The sequence below is a fragment of the Pseudomonas sp. S36 genome (assembly GCF_016647875.1).
Lineage (GTDB): Bacteria > Pseudomonadota > Gammaproteobacteria > Pseudomonadales > Pseudomonadaceae > Aquipseudomonas > Aquipseudomonas parafulva.
Genome location: NZ_JACVVG010000008.1, coordinates 145932 through 160503 on the forward strand (window position 1 = coordinate 145932; position 14572 = coordinate 160503).

Here is a 14572-nt window from a genome sequence, read left to right on the forward strand (position 1 = left end):
CTTCGAATCTGGAGGTACACGCGTGCGCAAACTGGCTGTGGTAATGGCGGTGCTCGCCCTGGCGGGCTGTGACAACGAGGTCGAGGGCGTGCACAAGCAGGTGGCAGAACACCTGCAAAACCCCAAGACGGCCAAGTTCGGCAACGTGCGCATCGACACCCAGGGCACTATCTGCGGCCAGGTGCGCGGTAAGGACGATGCCGGGCAATACCAGGCCTACCGCAGCTATGTGGCCATCAAGCGTGACGGGCAGTACGACATCATCGTCGATGATACCGGCAGCAACCTGCGCATTCGCGAACTGTGTGGCGGTGCCGACCTGCAGCGCCGCGCCGAGGCGCTGGCCGACCAGCCTGCCCCCGAGGGGTGGGATGTAGAGGTGATTCAGGGGGCCAACATGGGTGCGCTCAGCGACATGACTGCCCGCCTGATCGAGAAGGGCATCCCGTCATCCGTGGAGTACCGCAACGGTAAGCCTGTGGTGCTGATGGGGCCGTTCCCCAGCCGTGAAGAAGCTCAGGCCCGGCGCGATGAGGTCATGGCCAAGCTGGGTACCGACTCCATCGTCATCCAGCACGGCGCCGCCCGTTAAGGGCAGCGCCAGCCACTATCGGCTGGCGCTGTACGGCCCTTCGGTGCAGGCCTTCAGGTCAACCGCCCCGACAAAGTCATTGCCCCGCCCCATCAGGCACGCTACCCGCTGGTTGCGCTGGTATTCCCAGGGTTGCGGCGGGTAGGTCTTGTTCCACGCCTCGAACAGCTGCCTGTCCTGCCGCGACAGGCGCAGGTTGTACTGCTTGCTCATGTAGAAGTAGGTGCGCGCGATCATGCCGCGGATCGACGGCCGTGGCATGACCTTTTTCGCCTTGAAGTCCACCTGGGTCAGGCACCGGCCATATTGCCCGCTTTGCTCGGGCAGCCAGCCGAAGCTGAAGTTGCTGCGGTCGCCGTTCACCTCGCCAATGCTGGGCACCAGGTTGTGCAGGTCGGCTTCAGCCCGCTTATAGGCGTCGTCATGCTGCGAGCAGGCCTTGCGCCCACCCGTTTGCCAGCACTGGCGCTGATGGCCGATCTGCCACGCCGGCACAATGTGTTCCCATTCAATGCGTGATGCGCGCTGGGCATTTTTGCGCGGGGTGTAGCCGCACGAGGCCATGTTTACCTGGTTGCCTTTGTACTTGCACCCGCAGTAGAACTCGGTGGACTGCGGGGCGTACAGCGTCCATGCCACTTTCTTGGCTTCCTGAAAGGTGCGTGGCGCGTCCGCTTGAGCCAGCGGCGCGAGGGCTGCCAGGCAGGTGGCAGCGATAAGCAAGGCTCTCATGCGCGGTCAGTCTTCCTTGGGCACGGTCCAGAAAATCTGCACGCCGCCATCGTCGCGGTAGGCGAGGGTGACGTTGTCGTTCTCGGCAATTTCTGCCAGCAAGGTGTCCCAGTCCTCCGGGGTTTCCTGTTCCAGCCGAAAGATCAACGCGGCCCGGCTGCGTTGAGCCAGGGGGTTGTTGATGATCTTCTGTATACGCATACCCAATTGTTGGTAGCTGGTCGGGGTGGCAGAGGCGGTGCTGGACACAGGCATTTCCTTGTTTTGCTGTATGCACATACAGTATTTGAGTGTAAGGAATTTCGCAACACCTTGAAGGGCGAGTTCCCCACACCGTGGCCACAGTGTTCGCGCTCTCTGCCAGGGTCTGCTGTAATGGCGGCACTCTCTGGAAATGACTCATGTATCGAATGGTTCTACGTTTCAAATCGCCCACACGCCTGGCACTGGTCTTGTTCGGTGGTTTCGGCACCTGTGCCGAAGCGCTGGCCGACGCGCCCGGCGCCATCGTCATCGACCCCATGGTGGTGACCGGGGCCTACACGCCCACCAGCACGTTCGACCTGCCGTTTTCCGTCGACACGGTGGACCTGTCCAAAGGCACGGATGGCCAGTTGGGTGTGAACCTGTCAGAGGTGCTGACCAAGGTGCCAGGGCTGGTGGTGCAGAACCGCCAGAACTATGCCCAGGACCTGCAGGTATCCTCCCGTGGTTATGGCGCCCGTTCCGCGTTCGGGGTAAGGGGCATCAAGCTGCTGAGCGATGGCATCCCCGCCAGCACGCCGGACGGCCAGGGCCAGGCGGCCACGCTGAACCTGGACGTGGCCGACCGCATCGAAGTGTTGCGCGGCCCGGCCGCCAACCTTTACGGCAGCAATGCCGGTGGCGTGATTCAGATGTTCAGCCGGGATGGTCAGGGGCCAGCCCGCGTGGGGGCGCAAACGACGGTTGGCAGCGATGGGTTCAGCAAGCATCACCTGTCTGCAGAAGGCGGCAACGCTATCGGTGGCTTTGTGCTGGATGCCTCGCGCATGGACACCGATGGCTACCGCGACCACAGTGCTGCGCGCCGTGACCAGACCTTTGCGAAGGTGCACGTGAAGCCGGACGAAGATTCACGCCTGGCCTTCATCTACAGCAGCCTGGAGCAGAACAACACCCAGGATCCGCTGGGCCAGGTGTGGTCGGCCTACAAGCATGACCCCCGTTCCACGGCAGCGGCGGCCGAGACCTACAACACCCGCAAAAGCATCGACCACCAGCAACTGGGCATGAACTACGAGCGCTACTTCGGTGAGGCCACCCTGCAGTTCAACCTGTATGCCGGCCGGCGCAGCGTGGTGCAGTACCTGTCCATCCCAAGGCAGGTGGCGTCCAACAGCCAGCGCGGTGGCGGGGTGGTGGACTTCGACCGCGAGTTCCACGGCGGCACCTTGCGCTGGGTACAGCCGGTGGCAAGCGTGCCGGGTAATTTCACCTTCACCGTGGGCGCAGACTACGACCAGAGCACCGACGACCGCCGCGGCTTCCAGAACTTCCGTGGCAGCCAGCTGGGCGTCAAAGGCGAATTGCGCCGCGACGAAAAGGACACGGCAACCAGCCTGGACCCCTATGCCCAGGCGCACTGGGAAATCGGCAACTGGACCAGCGAGCTGGGCGTGCGCTACAGCACCATGAAGATGCAGGTGGACGACCACTACCTGGCCAACGGCGATGCCAGCGGCAGCAAGCGCTACCAGAAAGCCAACCCGTCGTTGTCGGTAATGTACGCCTTCACGCCCGACCTGCGCGGCTACGTGAGTGTCGGCAAGGGCTTCGAAACCCCCACCCAGGCAGAGATGGCCTACGCGCCAGGCACCCAGGAACGCTTCAATTTTGGCTTGAGCCCGGCTACCAGCACCCAGTACGAAGTGGGCGCCAAGTACCGCATGGGCGAGCGCACCCGCCTGAATGTGGCGGCGTACGAGATACACACCGACGATGAAATCATCGTCGCCGAAGCCACCGACGGCCGTACCAGCTACCGCAACGCCGGCCGCACCCTGCGCCGAGGCATCGAAGCCAGCCTGCACAGCGACCTGAGTGACCACTGGCAGACCACCTGGGTGTACACGCGCACCGACGCCCGGTACGCCGATGATTTCAGCCAGGGCGGCAAGGTGATCGACAGCGGCAACCGCCTGCCGGGCGTGCCCCGGGACAACCTGTATGCCGAACTGGTGTGGAAGCCCGCACAGTGGGTGAGCATGGGCGTTGAAGGCCAGTACCGTAGCCAGGTGTACGTGGAGGACAGCAATACCGCCAAGGCAGCCCCCGCCTATGCGGTGTTCAACTGGCGCACCCGCTTCGAGCAGCACGCCGGGCCCTGGACATTCCACCAACTGGTGCGCCTGGACAACCTGTTCGACCGCCAGTACGTGGGCTCGGTGATCGTGGGCGACAGCAACAGCCGCTACTACGAAGCCGCGCCCGGGCGCGCGTGGTATGCCGGCGCCGGGCTGGAGTATCAGTTCAGGTAGCGAGTGGCCTCAGAACGGCACGGCAACTGTCAGCTGGCTGTACACGTTGGTGCCGTTGCCCCCGACCTGGTTGCCACCATTGCTTTCATCCTTGCGCGGCTGGTACAGGCCCACCAGCGGGCTGATGATCAGGTGCTGGTTCACGGCCCATTCCACGTACAGGTCCAGCTCACGGGCGTCGAGGTTCAGGCGGTTGCGCGTACTGACAGTATTGAAGTCGAAGTACAGCGCACCGACCGTGACGTTTTCCAGCGGGGTGGCCTTCAGCCCCACGTGGTGGATGCCGGTGTTGCTGTTGAACGGCCCGGCGTAGTTGGCAGCAACCTCACCCTGGAACCAGGTGCCGTAACCGCTCGACAGGCCGCTGAACAGCGAATCCCAGCCTGCCGAATAGCGTGTGTAGCGGTAGGTGAGCTGCGGCGCCCAGGGCGCGTCGGCAAAGGTGTAGGCGGCCTGCAGGTACCAGGCTTTTTCAGGGCCGTTGTCTTTGTCCTGCCAGGCGTATTCGAAGCCGAAGCTGGCGTTTTCGATGCCGGCGCTGCCTTCGCCGCGCAGGCTGTAGACGTTCATGCCTTCGCGGGCTTTTAGGAACTCGCTGGCCCACTGGTCGGCCACATCGATGCCGTGAATCCAGGTGAGCCCCACGGTGCCCAGTTCGTTGGTGTAGTCCAGGGTGCCGGCGCCCAGTTCGGTTTCGGCCTGGGCACGGTTATCGGACTTCAGCCACACCACACTGCCATGCAGGCCGTCCTTGCCGCCCAGGCGCAGCACGGCGGTGCGGTCAAAGGCGTGGCGTGCGGCCAGGTAAAAGGCGCCGCCACGGTTCAGGGCGCCATCGGCTGGGCCCTTGCCCAGGTTGGGGCCGTCGTCGTTGATCAGAAAACCGCTGCCCAGGCGCACCACCTGGCGGCCGGCGGAAACGTCCACGCCGTCCTTGCCCAGCACCGGGAACAGGTCGCCGGAGCGCCAGCCCAGGTAGGCTTCTTCGGTTTTGGTGGTGCGTTCGGTGCCGACGGTGTTGCCGGCCGCATCGCCGTCGCCCCAGGTGCCCGAGCTCACCCAGTTCAACGCGCCGTACAAAGTGCCATTGCCTGCCAGGCCCTGGTCGCCGCTGACGCCGTACTTGATGAAACCTTCGCGCCAGGTAGAGCCGCCGGTGGTGCCGTCATAGTTCTTGCGGCTGTTGAACATGCCCCACACGGCCAGCATGTCGGCGTTGAGGTGGGTGTCGTCATCGGCGTACAGCTCGTAGGCGGGGGCCGCCTGGCTGGCCAGCAAACCTGCCAGGGCCAGGCTGCACAGCGATTGCGGTTTGACCATTTGCACATCCCTCTTTTGTTTTTGGCTGCCTGTACGGCGCGCTTGTTATACGGGAACCGCTCGCATCTGGCGAGCGGCCATCGCAGTTGGCAGCGATGGCGTATTAGGGCGCGTTTGGGGGAGGGGTGTCTTGTGTGAGGCTGCCAGGGTGTTTGTATACGCTGGCCATAGGCGGGGAAGTTGGGGCCGCCTTGCGGCCCCCGGGCATTAGTACTCCCAGAAGATGCGCTGCAATTCCTTGCTGTCCTGGGTCTTGGTCATGGCCACCATCGCCAGAATGCGCGCCTTTTGCGGGTTCAGGTCATGCGCCACTACCCAGTCGTTCTTGTCATCCGGCTGCTCGGCATTGCGCAGCACGAAACCACCCTGGTTGACGTGGGACGAACGAATGATCTGCACGCCGTTCTTGCGTAGCTCCTGCAGCGCCGGCACCACCCGCGACGACACCGAACCGTTGCCAGTGCCTGCATGGATCAGCGCCTTGGCACCGTTTTGCGCCAGCGCCCTGTACGCCGTGTCGGTCACGTTGCCGTAGCCATAGGCGATGTCCACCTGGGGCAGGCTGCTGATCTGCTTGATGTCGAACTCCGAATCCAGGGTGTGGCGCTTGGCCGGCAGGCGGAACCAGTAGGACTTGCCTTCCACCACCATGCCCATCGGGCCCCAGGCGCTCTTGAAGGCTTCGGTCTTGATGTTCACTGCCTTGCTCACGTCACGGCCCGACTGGATCTCGTCGTTGAGGGTAACCAGTACGCCCTTGCCGCGGGACTGCTTGTCACTGGCCACGGCCACGGCGTTGTACAGGTTGAGCATGCCGTCAGCCGACATGGCGGTACCGGGGCGCATCGAGCCCACCACCACGATGGGTTTGTCGGTTTTTTCCACCAGGTTCAGGAAGTAGGCGGTTTCTTCCAGGGTGTCGGTGCCGTGGGTGATGACGATGCCATCCACGTCCTTGCTGTCGGCCAGTTCCGCCACGCGCTTGCCCAGTTTCAGCAGGTCTTCGTTGGAAATGCTTTCCGAGGCAATCTGCATCACCTGTTCGCCGCGCACGTTGGCGACATCAGCCAGTTCCGGTACGCCGGCGATCAGTTTGTCGATGCCCAGCTTGGCGGCCTGGTAGGTGGCGCTGTTGGCAGCGCTCGCGCCGGCCCCGGCAATGGTGCCGCCGGTGGCGAGGATGACCACGTTGGCCAGTTTCTGTTGGGTTTCGGCTTCCTTGGCCGAAGCGGTGGCGGGCAGGATCAGCAGCAGGGCGAGTGCGCTGGGGGCGAAGGTTTTCAATGCGGCATTCATCGTTCTTGTTCTCTCTTCCTATTGAGATGGTCGTTATGAGTCGCGCAGAGCTTCAGGCATGTTTCGTACCAGCCGCGTCTGCGCTGCGTGCGCAGGGCCTGCCCGGGTCGCGATTGGCGCGCTGTGCGCGTAATCTCACCCCGTTGCCAACCCTGTGATGTACGAGTATTCCATTCGCAATCCCGAACAAGCGTAGGAAAAGGTGTTCGGCTTTTCGGAAAAAGTCTGGATAATCGGCCATGCAGGGTTACCACCAAACGCAATTGACAAAACCAGGTCTTATTCTCATAGTTAGCCAACGCAAACGTTTGCTTTCCGATAAAAAACACAAGATTCGGAGTCATCGTCCATGAAACTGCCATTCCCCGGCCGCTTGCTGGCCATTGCCGCTGTAACCTCCCTGTCCATGGCCCTGCCGTTGTCTGCCGCCCACGCAGAAGACAAGCCCAAGGTCGCCCTGGTGATGAAGTCCCTGGCCAACGAGTTTTTCCGCACCATGGAAGACGGCGCCAAGGACTACCAGAAAGCCCACGCTGGCGAATTCGACCTGGTTGCCAACGGCATCAAGAACGAAACCGACACCGGCGAACAGATCCGCATCGTTGAACAAATGGTCAACGCCGGCGCCAAGGCGCTGGTAATTGCCCCTGCCGATTCCAAGGCACTGGTGTCGGCGGTGAAAAAAGCCATGGACCAGGGCGTGGTGGTGATCAACATCGACAACCGCCTGGACCCTGAGCTGCTCAAGAGCAAAGGCATCAGCGTGCCCTTCGTAGGCCCTGACAACCGCAAGGGCGCCCGCATGGTGGGAGACTACCTGGCCAAACAGCTCAAGGCTGGCGACCAGGTGGGCATCATCGAAGGCGTGTCTACCACCACCAACGCCCAGCAGCGCACGGCCGGCTTCAAGGATGCGATGGACGCTGCACAGATGAAGATCGTGTCGGTGCAAAGCGGCAACTGGGAAATCGACAAGGGCAATGCGGTCGCGGCCAGCATGCTCAACGAATACCCGGACCTGAAAGCCTTGCTGGCCGGCAACGACAGCATGGCCCTGGGCGCCGTGTCTGCCGTGCGCGCTGCCGGCAAGGCTGGCCAAGTGAAAGTGGTGGGCTATGACAACATCAACGCCATCAAGCCCATGATCGCCGATGGCCGCGTACTGGCCACCCTGGACCAGGCGGCCAGCCAGCAGGCGGTGTTCGGGATTCAGGCGGCGCTGAAAATGGTCAAGGGCGAGAAGCCCGATGTGGATGCCGACAACGTCATCCAGACCCCGGTCGAACTGATCACCAAACAGCCCTGATGCTGCCAGGAGAGACGGCCATGTCTGCATCGGCCCAACACGTGGTGCTGACCGCCAGCGGCCTTGGCAAAACCTACGCCCAGCCGGTGCTGGGCGAGGTCAGCCTGACCCTGCGCGCTGGCGAGGTGCTGGCCCTGACGGGTGAGAACGGCGCCGGCAAAAGCACCTTGTCCAAGCTCATCAGTGGCCTGGAAACCCCCACCACCGGGCACATGCAGTACCGTGGCCAGCCCTATGCGCCGGCCAGCCGCAGCGACGCCGAGCGCCTGGGCGTGCGCATGGTGATGCAGGAGCTGAACCTGCTGCCCACCCTGACCGTGGCCGAAAACCTGTTTCTGGACAACCTGCCCAGCCGCTTTGGCTGGGTCAACCACAAACGCCTGCGCCAACTGGCCAGCGCCGCCATGGCACAGGTGGGCCTGGATGCCATCGACCCGGATACGCCGGTTGGCGAGTTGGGCATTGGACACCAGCAGATGGTCGAGATCGCCCGCAACCTGATCGGCGACTGCCACGTGCTGATTCTGGACGAGCCCACCGCCATGCTCACGGCGCGCGAGGTGGAGCTGCTGTTCACCCAGATCGAGCGCCTGCGCCAACGTGGCGTGGCCATCGTCTACATTTCCCACCGGCTTGAAGAGCTGCAACAGGTGGCCCAGCGCATCGTGGTACTGCGCGACGGCAAGCTGGTGTGCGATGAGCCCATTCAGCGCTACACCAGCGACCAGTTGGTCAACCTGATGGTGGGGCGTGAGCTGGGCGAGCACATTGACCTGGGCCAGCGGCAGCTGGGGGCGCCGCTGCTGCAGGTGAACAACCTGAGCCGTGGCGACAAGGTGCGCGATGTGTCGTTCGAGGTGCGGGCAGGGGAGATATTTGGTATTTCCGGCCTGATCGGCGCCGGGCGTACCGAACTGCTGCGCCTGATCTACGGCGCGGACGCGGCCGACAGCGGCAGTGTTGCCCTGGGCCAGCCGCCGCAGCGGGTGAGCATCGATTCACCCAAGGCTGCGGTCAAGGCCGGCATCGCCTTGATCACCGAAGACCGCAAGGGCGAGGGCCTGCTGCTGACCCAGTCGATCAGCGCGAACATTGCCCTGGGCAACCTGGGCGCGGTTTCCACCGCCGGCGTGCTGAACGCTGATGCCGAGCGGGCCCTGGCCGAGCGGCAGATCCAGGCCATGCGCATTCGCAGCGCCGGCCCGCATCAGGTGGTGGGCGAGTTGTCGGGCGGCAACCAGCAGAAGGTGGTGATAGGCCGCTGGCTGGAGCGCGACTGCCAGGTGCTGCTGTTCGACGAGCCCACCCGCGGCATCGATGTGGGGGCCAAGTTCGACATCTATGGCCTGCTGGCAGCGCTGGCCCGCCAGGGCAAGGCGCTGGTGGTGGTGTCCAGCGACCTGCGCGAGCTGATGCTGATTTGTGACCGCATCGCCGTGTTGTCGGCCGGGCGCCTCATAGACACCTTCGAGCGCGAGCACTGGAGCCAGGACCAACTGCTGGCCGCGGCCTTTGCCGGTTATCAGAAACGTGACGCAATGCTGCACAACGCAGCTCCCAGGATGGATGCATGAAAACCACCCCGCTCGACAACCAAGGCGCTGCCCCGGCGCGCCGCAGCGGTACTTATCTGGGCCTGGGTACCTACCTGGGCCTTGCCGGCGCCTTGCTGGCGATGATCGTGCTGTTCTCGTTCCTGAGCAGCCATTTCTGGTCGTACAACACCTTCAGCACCCTGGCCAACCAGATCCCCGACCTGATGGTGCTGGCGGTGGGCATGACCTTCGTGCTGATCATCGGCGGTATCGACCTGTCAGTGGGCTCGGTGCTGGCCCTGGCGGCGTCCACGGTCAGCGTGGCCATTCTGGGGTGGGGCTGGGGCATGGTGCCCGCCGCGCTGCTGGGCATGGCGGTAGCTGCCCTGGCCGGCAGCGTGACCGGTGCCGTGACCGTGGCCTGGCGCATTCCCTCGTTCATCGTATCGCTGGGCGTGCTGGAGATGGCCCGTGGGCTGGCCTATCAGCTCACCGATTCGCGCACCGCGTACATCGGCGATACCTATGCCTGGTTTTCCAACCCTGTGGCCTTTGGCATCTCGCCTTCCTTCATCATCGCCTTGCTGGTGATCGTGCTGGCCCAACTGGTATTGACCCGTACGGTGTTCGGCCGCTACCTGATCGGCATCGGCACCAACGAAGAAGCCGTGCGCCTGGCCGGTATCGACCCGCGCCCGTATAAAGTGCTGGTGTTCGCCCTGATGGGCCTGCTGGCTGGCCTGGCGGCGCTGTTCCAGGTGTCGCGCCTGGAAGCGGCCGACCCCAACGCCGGCTCTGGCCTGGAGCTGCAGGTGATCGCCGCCGTGGTGATCGGCGGCACCAGCCTGATGGGTGGGCGCGGCTCGGTCATCAGTACGTTCTTCGGGGTGCTGATCATTTCAGTGCTGGCCGCAGGCCTGGCACAAATTGGCGCCAGTGAGCCGACCAAACGCATCATCACCGGGGCGGTCATCGTCATCGCCGTGGTGCTCGACACTTACCGCAGCCGGCGTGCAGCCCGGCGGACCTGACAACATGGCAACCATCAAAGATGTCGCAGCGCTGGCCGGTATTTCCTACACCACCGTGTCCCATGTGCTGAACAAGACCCGGCCCGTCAGCGAGCCGGTGCGGCAAAAGGTCGAAGACGCGATCCGCCAGCTGGATTACGTACCCAGCGCCGTGGCGCGCTCGCTGAAAGCGCGCAGCACCGCCACCATCGGCCTGCTGGTGCCCAACAGCGTCAACCCGTACTTTGCCGAGCTGGCCCGGGGCATCGAGGATGCCTGCGAGCGCAACGGCTACTGCGTGATCTTGTGCAACTCCGACGACAACCCGCAGAAGCAGCGCAACTACCTGCGCGTGCTGCTGGAAAAACGCATCGACGGGCTGGTGGTGGGCTCGGTAGGCCAGGACGACGACCTGCTGCAGAGCCTGGCCGGCGTGCGCACGCCGATGGTGATCGTCGACCGCGAGCTTGAAGGCGTGGATGCCGACCTGGTGCGCATCGACCACGAACAGGGCGCCTACCTGGCCACCCGGCACCTGCTGGAGCTGGGCCACCGCGATATCGCCTACATCGGCGGCCCGGCGCACACCGGGGTGACCCAACTGCGCCTGGGCGGCTTCCATCGCGCCCTGGGCGAGGCCGGTGTGCCGGTAATACCCGGCCGTGTGCAGCACTGCGACTTTACCAGCCCGGGTGGCCATGCCGCCGCCGCGGCCCTGCTCGACGGCAAGCGGCCCACGGCCATCTTCGCCGGTAACGACATGATCGGGTTTGGCGTATTGCGCGCGGCGGCTGAACGCAATATCAGCGTACCTGCCGAGCTGTCGGTGATCGGTTTTGACGATATCGAACTCAGCCGCTACGTGTATCCACCCTTGACCACGGTCGGCCAGTCCATCCGCGAACTGGGCGAGAGCGCCGCGTCGCTGCTGCTGGCGCGTATCGTTGCGCCGCGTGTTGGCCAGGCGGAGCAACGCATCGTGGCCCCGCGCATTGTGCTGCGCGAATCCACCGGGCCGCGCCCGGACTTGTTCAACGATCACCGCTAAGGAAATGTCATGAGTGCGAAGGTGGTGGTAGTCGGCAGCCTGAACATGGACCTGGTGGCGCGCGCTCAGCGCCTGCCCCGGCCCGGTGAGACGCTGGCCGGCGACCGTTTTTTTACCGCCCCGGGCGGCAAGGGTGCCAACCAGGCCGTCGCGGTGGCGCGGCTGGGCGGCAGCGTGGCCATGGTCGGCAGCGTGGGCGATGACGGCTACGGCCAGCAACTGCGGGACGGCCTGGCGGCCGAGGGTATCGATTGCCAGGGCGTGATCACCTGCCCGGGCGTGTCCAGTGGCGTGGCGCTGATTACCGTGGATGCGGCCAGCCAGAACTGCATCGTCATCATCCCGGGCGGCAACGGCTTGCTGACACCGCAGGCGGTTCAGCGCTTCGACGCGCTGCTGCAAGCCGCCGAAGTGGTGATCTGCCAGCTGGAAGTGCCGCTGGAGACGGTTGCCTGGACCCTGGCCAGGGCCCATGAGCTGGGCAAGCAGGTCATCCTCAACCCGGCGCCTGCCAGTGGCCCGCTGCCGGCATCGTGGTACCCGCACATCAACTACCTCACGCCCAACGAAAGCGAGGCCGAGGCGCTGACCGGCATACCGGTCAACGACCAGGCCAGCGCGCTACAGGCAGGTGAGCGGCTGCTGGCGCTGGGCGCTGGCAAGGTGATCATCACCCTTGGCGCGCAGGGCGCGCTGCGGGTAAGCGCCGACGGGCACCAGCACTACCCGGCGCCGGTGGTGCAGCCGCTGGACACCACGGCTGCCGGTGACACCTTCATTGGCGGCTTCGCAGCCGGCCTGGTGCGGGGGCTGGAGGAGGGCGATGCCATCGCGTTCGGCCAGCGCGCCGCGGCGTTGTCGGTGACCCGCGCCGGGGCCCAACCTTCCATTCCCCATCTGGCCGAGGTCGCGCCATGAAGAAGACGCCACTGCTGAACGTCGCCCTGTCCCGCACCATCGCGGGCATGGGGCATGGCGATATCCTGGTGATTGGCGATGCCGGCCTGCCGGTGCCCCCCGGGGTGGAGCTGATCGACCTGGCAGTCACGCCCGGCCTGCCTGACTTTGCCAGCGTTTTGCGGGTGGTGTTGAGCGAATTGCAGGTGGAGCGCCACGTGCTGGCCGAGGAGATGCAAACGGTGGTACCCCCGGCGCTGGTGGAAATCGAGCGCCTGAAAGGCAAGCTGGGCAAGCGTGAATGGCTGGACCACGAGGGCTTCAAGGTGCTGTCGCGCAGTGCCCGCGCCATCGTGCGCACCGGTGAATGCCAGCCCTACAGCAATATTGCACTGATCTCCGGGGTCACGTTCTGAGCCCTGGCTAGCCACAACCCATCGGCAACAGGAGTGCCATCATCATGCTGAAACCCCTGCTACAAGGTATCGCCTTCATGGCCGCAGCGTCGACCGTTCAAGCCGCACCCATCGACCTGATCATCGACACAGACCCCGGTGCGGACGATGTGGTGGCGCTGTTCCTGGCCATGGCGTCGCCGGATGAACTCAAGGTCCGCGCCATCACCACGGTGGCTGGCAACGTGCGGCTGGAGAAAACCTCGCGTAACGCCCGGCTGGCCCGTGAGTGGGCGGGCCGCGAGGATATCCCGGTGTATGCTGGTGCTGGCCGGCCCCTGGTGCGCGCGCCCATCTACGCTGCCGAAGTGCACGGGGAGGAGGGCATCACCGGCGTGCAGGTGCACGAGCCGGCCAAGCCCCTGGCGGCGGGCAATGCGGTGCAGTACCTGGTAGACACGTTGGGCGCTGCCAAGCCCCACAGCATCACGGTAGCGATGCTCGGCCCGCAGACCAACCTGGCACTGGCGCTGATCCAGCGCCCGGAAATTGCCCAGGGCATCAAGGAAGTGGTGGTGATGGGCGGTGCTCATTTCAACGGCGGTAACATCACGCCGGTTGCCGAATTCAACTTGTACGCAGACCCCCATGCCGCTCAAGTGGTGCTGGCCAGTGGCGTGCAGCTTACCTACCTGCCGCTGGATGTGACCCACAAGCTATTGACCAGCGAAGCGCGCCTCAAGCAACTGGCGGCCGTGAATACCCAGGCCAGCAAGCGCGTAGTAGACATACTCAATGCCTACATTACCCATGACATGCAGCTGTATGGCATGCCGGGCGGCCCGGTGCATGATGCCAGCGTGATCGCCTACCTGCTGAAGCCACAGATGTTCAGCGGCCGGCGCATTCACATGAGTGTCGACAGCCGCGAAGGGCCCACCTTCGGCCAGACGGTTGCCGACTGGTACGGCGTGCTCAAGCAACCTGCCAATGTAATGTGGGTGGAAGAGGGTGATGCCCAGGGCCTGTTCGACCTGCTGGCCGAGCGCCTGGCACGCCTCAAGTAGCGGGGCGGGGCGCGTAGCGTTCGACCACCTGGTCGATGAAGCTGCGCGCCGCTTCGCCGCCGCGGTCACGCACCAGCAGGTCGACGGCGATCAGCAGCAGTTCTTCCGGGGTGCCGGGGCTGTACGCACTCTGGCCCTCCGCCCATTTGACCTTGATGTCGGCATCGATGCTGTGGCTGCTCATGGAAGGCTCTCGCTTGCGGCCTGGACGAAAAAACGAACACCCTACCCTGGTATTCGCAGGAGGCACTATGCCTTCACTTCTTAAAGTAAATCATGACTTTGCAGGGCAAACCAAGGGGCCTTTGGTTGTAGCGGTAAAATTCGGTCACGATTATGCCGCGCCCGGCTCGGGGCGTTCAGGCAGACTTGGGCGGTTTTGCAACGAATTCCTGGTGCGATGGTCGGATCAGGCAGTTCCCATTCGATCTAGGAGGCTTCATGTTCCGTACCCGTGCTTTGTTGGCAACCCTGGCGGTGGCTGGTGTGCTGGCGGGTTGCAGCACTGGCGGTGATGCTGGTGGCACCCAGGCGCCGGCGGCACCGGCTGGCAACGACGGCCGCTGCGAGGCCAGTGGTGCCGATTTTGCCGTTGGCAAGCAAGGCAGCCCCGAGCTGCTGGAGCAGGCGCGCAAAGCCAGTGGCTCGCAAATGGCCCGTATCCTGAAGCCGCATGACGTGGTTACGCTGGAATACCGCTCCGAGCGCTTGAACCTGAACGTGGACGAGCAGGGCCGTGTTACCCGCGTGAACTGCGGTTAACCCTTAACACCTGGCTGGCTCTCAAGGCAGCCAGCAGCAACCTGTGGGAGCAACTGTCTCCCACAAAATCTCAAAGCTGGCGCAATCCACTTT

The 14572-nt window shown here is 64.2% G+C and carries 15 protein-coding genes; 10 read left to right on the plus strand and 5 right to left on the minus strand.

All coding sequences use genetic code 11. From position 1 onward, the window contains the following. Positions 1-22: 22 nt before the first annotated feature. Entirely contained in the window at positions 23-592 is a 570-nt protein-coding gene (locus IAE36_RS07110) for an SPOR domain-containing protein (protein ID WP_028633377.1), read from the plus strand. A 15-nt stretch (positions 593-607) separates the two neighbouring features. On the opposite strand, the gene IAE36_RS07115 is transcribed toward IAE36_RS07110, so the two are convergent. Further along, positions 608-1324, minus strand: coding sequence for an endonuclease (locus IAE36_RS07115; protein ID WP_201211446.1), 717 nt, complete (start codon positions 1322-1324; stop codon positions 608-610). A gap of 6 nt (positions 1325-1330) precedes the next feature. Beyond that, positions 1331-1573, minus strand: coding sequence for a DUF1654 domain-containing protein (locus tag IAE36_RS07120; protein WP_201162320.1), 243 nt, complete (start codon positions 1571-1573; stop codon positions 1331-1333). Between the two features lie 161 nt (positions 1574-1734). Between IAE36_RS07120 and IAE36_RS07125 the strand changes: the two genes are divergently transcribed. After that, complete coding sequence (locus IAE36_RS07125; protein ID WP_201211480.1) at positions 1735-3843, plus strand: TonB-dependent receptor; 2109 nt, start codon at positions 1735-1737, stop codon at positions 3841-3843. 9 nt (positions 3844-3852) lie between these two features. Here IAE36_RS07125 and IAE36_RS07130 read toward each other — a convergent pair whose 3' ends face one another. Together IAE36_RS07130 and IAE36_RS07135 are read right to left on the minus strand one after the other, a co-directional pair. Next, on the minus strand, positions 3853-5163 hold the full coding sequence (locus tag IAE36_RS07130; RefSeq protein ID WP_201211448.1) for a hypothetical protein: 1311 nt from the start codon (positions 5161-5163) through the stop codon (positions 3853-3855). 207 nt (positions 5164-5370) lie between these two features. Next, positions 5371-6459 (minus strand): asparaginase, encoded by a 1089-nt coding sequence (locus IAE36_RS07135; protein ID WP_201211450.1) that lies wholly within the window; start codon positions 6457-6459, stop codon positions 5371-5373. A gap of 349 nt (positions 6460-6808) precedes the next feature. Here IAE36_RS07135 and IAE36_RS07140 point away from each other — a divergent pair, with 349 nt between their 5' ends. From IAE36_RS07140 to IAE36_RS07170, 7 genes are read left to right on the plus strand one after another with little or no spacing between them, the layout of a single operon-like run. Then, entirely contained in the window at positions 6809-7765 is a 957-nt protein-coding gene (locus tag IAE36_RS07140; protein ID WP_201211452.1) for a sugar ABC transporter substrate-binding protein, read from the plus strand. Positions 7766-7785: 20 nt separating this feature from the next. Further along, a complete protein-coding gene (locus IAE36_RS07145; protein ID WP_201211454.1) occupies positions 7786-9339 on the plus strand; it encodes a sugar ABC transporter ATP-binding protein in 1554 nt (517 codons plus the stop codon). Next, entirely contained in the window at positions 9336-10331 is a 996-nt protein-coding gene (locus IAE36_RS07150) for an ABC transporter permease (protein WP_060483210.1), read from the plus strand. The genes IAE36_RS07145 and IAE36_RS07150 overlap by 4 nt, the downstream gene beginning before the upstream one ends. Before the next feature lie 4 nt (positions 10332-10335). Beyond that, positions 10336-11358: a LacI family DNA-binding transcriptional regulator gene (locus IAE36_RS07155; protein WP_201211456.1), complete on the plus strand. Its 1023-nt coding sequence runs from the start codon at positions 10336-10338 to the stop codon at positions 11356-11358. Between the two features lie 9 nt (positions 11359-11367). Further along, the gene (rbsK, locus tag IAE36_RS07160; RefSeq protein ID WP_201211458.1) at positions 11368-12276 is read left to right on the plus strand and encodes a ribokinase; all 909 of its coding nucleotides are present in this window, start codon (positions 11368-11370) and stop codon (positions 12274-12276) included. Further along, a complete protein-coding gene (rbsD, locus tag IAE36_RS07165) occupies positions 12273-12671 on the plus strand; it encodes a D-ribose pyranase (RefSeq protein ID WP_201211466.1) in 399 nt (132 codons plus the stop codon). Before rbsK ends, rbsD begins: the two co-directional genes overlap by 4 nt. Before the next feature lie 44 nt (positions 12672-12715). Beyond that, complete coding sequence (locus IAE36_RS07170; protein WP_201211474.1) at positions 12716-13717, plus strand: nucleoside hydrolase; 1002 nt, start codon at positions 12716-12718, stop codon at positions 13715-13717. On the opposite strand, the gene IAE36_RS07175 is transcribed toward IAE36_RS07170, so the two are convergent. Continuing rightward, positions 13710-13901, minus strand: a complete 192-nt coding sequence (locus IAE36_RS07175) for a hypothetical protein (protein WP_028633364.1) — start codon at positions 13899-13901, stop codon at positions 13710-13712. The genes IAE36_RS07170 and IAE36_RS07175 overlap by 8 nt on opposite strands. A 257-nt stretch (positions 13902-14158) precedes the next feature. On the opposite strand from IAE36_RS07175, the gene IAE36_RS07180 reads away from it, so the two are divergent. Then, positions 14159-14479: an I78 family peptidase inhibitor gene (locus tag IAE36_RS07180; protein WP_028633363.1), complete on the plus strand. Its 321-nt coding sequence runs from the start codon at positions 14159-14161 to the stop codon at positions 14477-14479. The last annotated feature ends 93 nt before the right edge of the window (positions 14480-14572 follow it).

Coding starts and splice junctions, on each gene's coding strand:
- IAE36_RS07115 (WP_201211446.1), bottom strand. CDS start 1,324: ATGAGAGCCTTGCTTATCGCTGCCACCTGCCTGGCAGCCCTCGCGCCG.
- IAE36_RS07175 (WP_028633364.1), bottom strand. CDS start 13,901: ATGAGCAGCCACAGCATCGATGCCGACATCAAGGTCAAATGGGCGGAG.
- IAE36_RS07130 (WP_201211448.1), bottom strand. CDS start 5,163: ATGGTCAAACCGCAATCGCTGTGCAGCCTGGCCCTGGCAGGTTTGCTG.
- IAE36_RS07140 (WP_201211452.1), top strand. CDS start 6,809: ATGAAACTGCCATTCCCCGGCCGCTTGCTGGCCATTGCCGCTGTAACC.
- rbsK (WP_201211458.1), top strand. CDS start 11,368: ATGAGTGCGAAGGTGGTGGTAGTCGGCAGCCTGAACATGGACCTGGTG.
- IAE36_RS07150 (WP_060483210.1), top strand. CDS start 9,336: ATGAAAACCACCCCGCTCGACAACCAAGGCGCTGCCCCGGCGCGCCGC.
- IAE36_RS07180 (WP_028633363.1), top strand. CDS start 14,159: ATGTTCCGTACCCGTGCTTTGTTGGCAACCCTGGCGGTGGCTGGTGTG.
- IAE36_RS07145 (WP_201211454.1), top strand. CDS start 7,786: ATGTCTGCATCGGCCCAACACGTGGTGCTGACCGCCAGCGGCCTTGGC.
- IAE36_RS07170 (WP_201211474.1), top strand. CDS start 12,716: ATGCTGAAACCCCTGCTACAAGGTATCGCCTTCATGGCCGCAGCGTCG.
- IAE36_RS07135 (WP_201211450.1), bottom strand. CDS start 6,459: ATGAATGCCGCATTGAAAACCTTCGCCCCCAGCGCACTCGCCCTGCTG.
- IAE36_RS07125 (WP_201211480.1), top strand. CDS start 1,735: ATGGTTCTACGTTTCAAATCGCCCACACGCCTGGCACTGGTCTTGTTC.
- rbsD (WP_201211466.1), top strand. CDS start 12,273: ATGAAGAAGACGCCACTGCTGAACGTCGCCCTGTCCCGCACCATCGCG.
- IAE36_RS07155 (WP_201211456.1), top strand. CDS start 10,336: ATGGCAACCATCAAAGATGTCGCAGCGCTGGCCGGTATTTCCTACACC.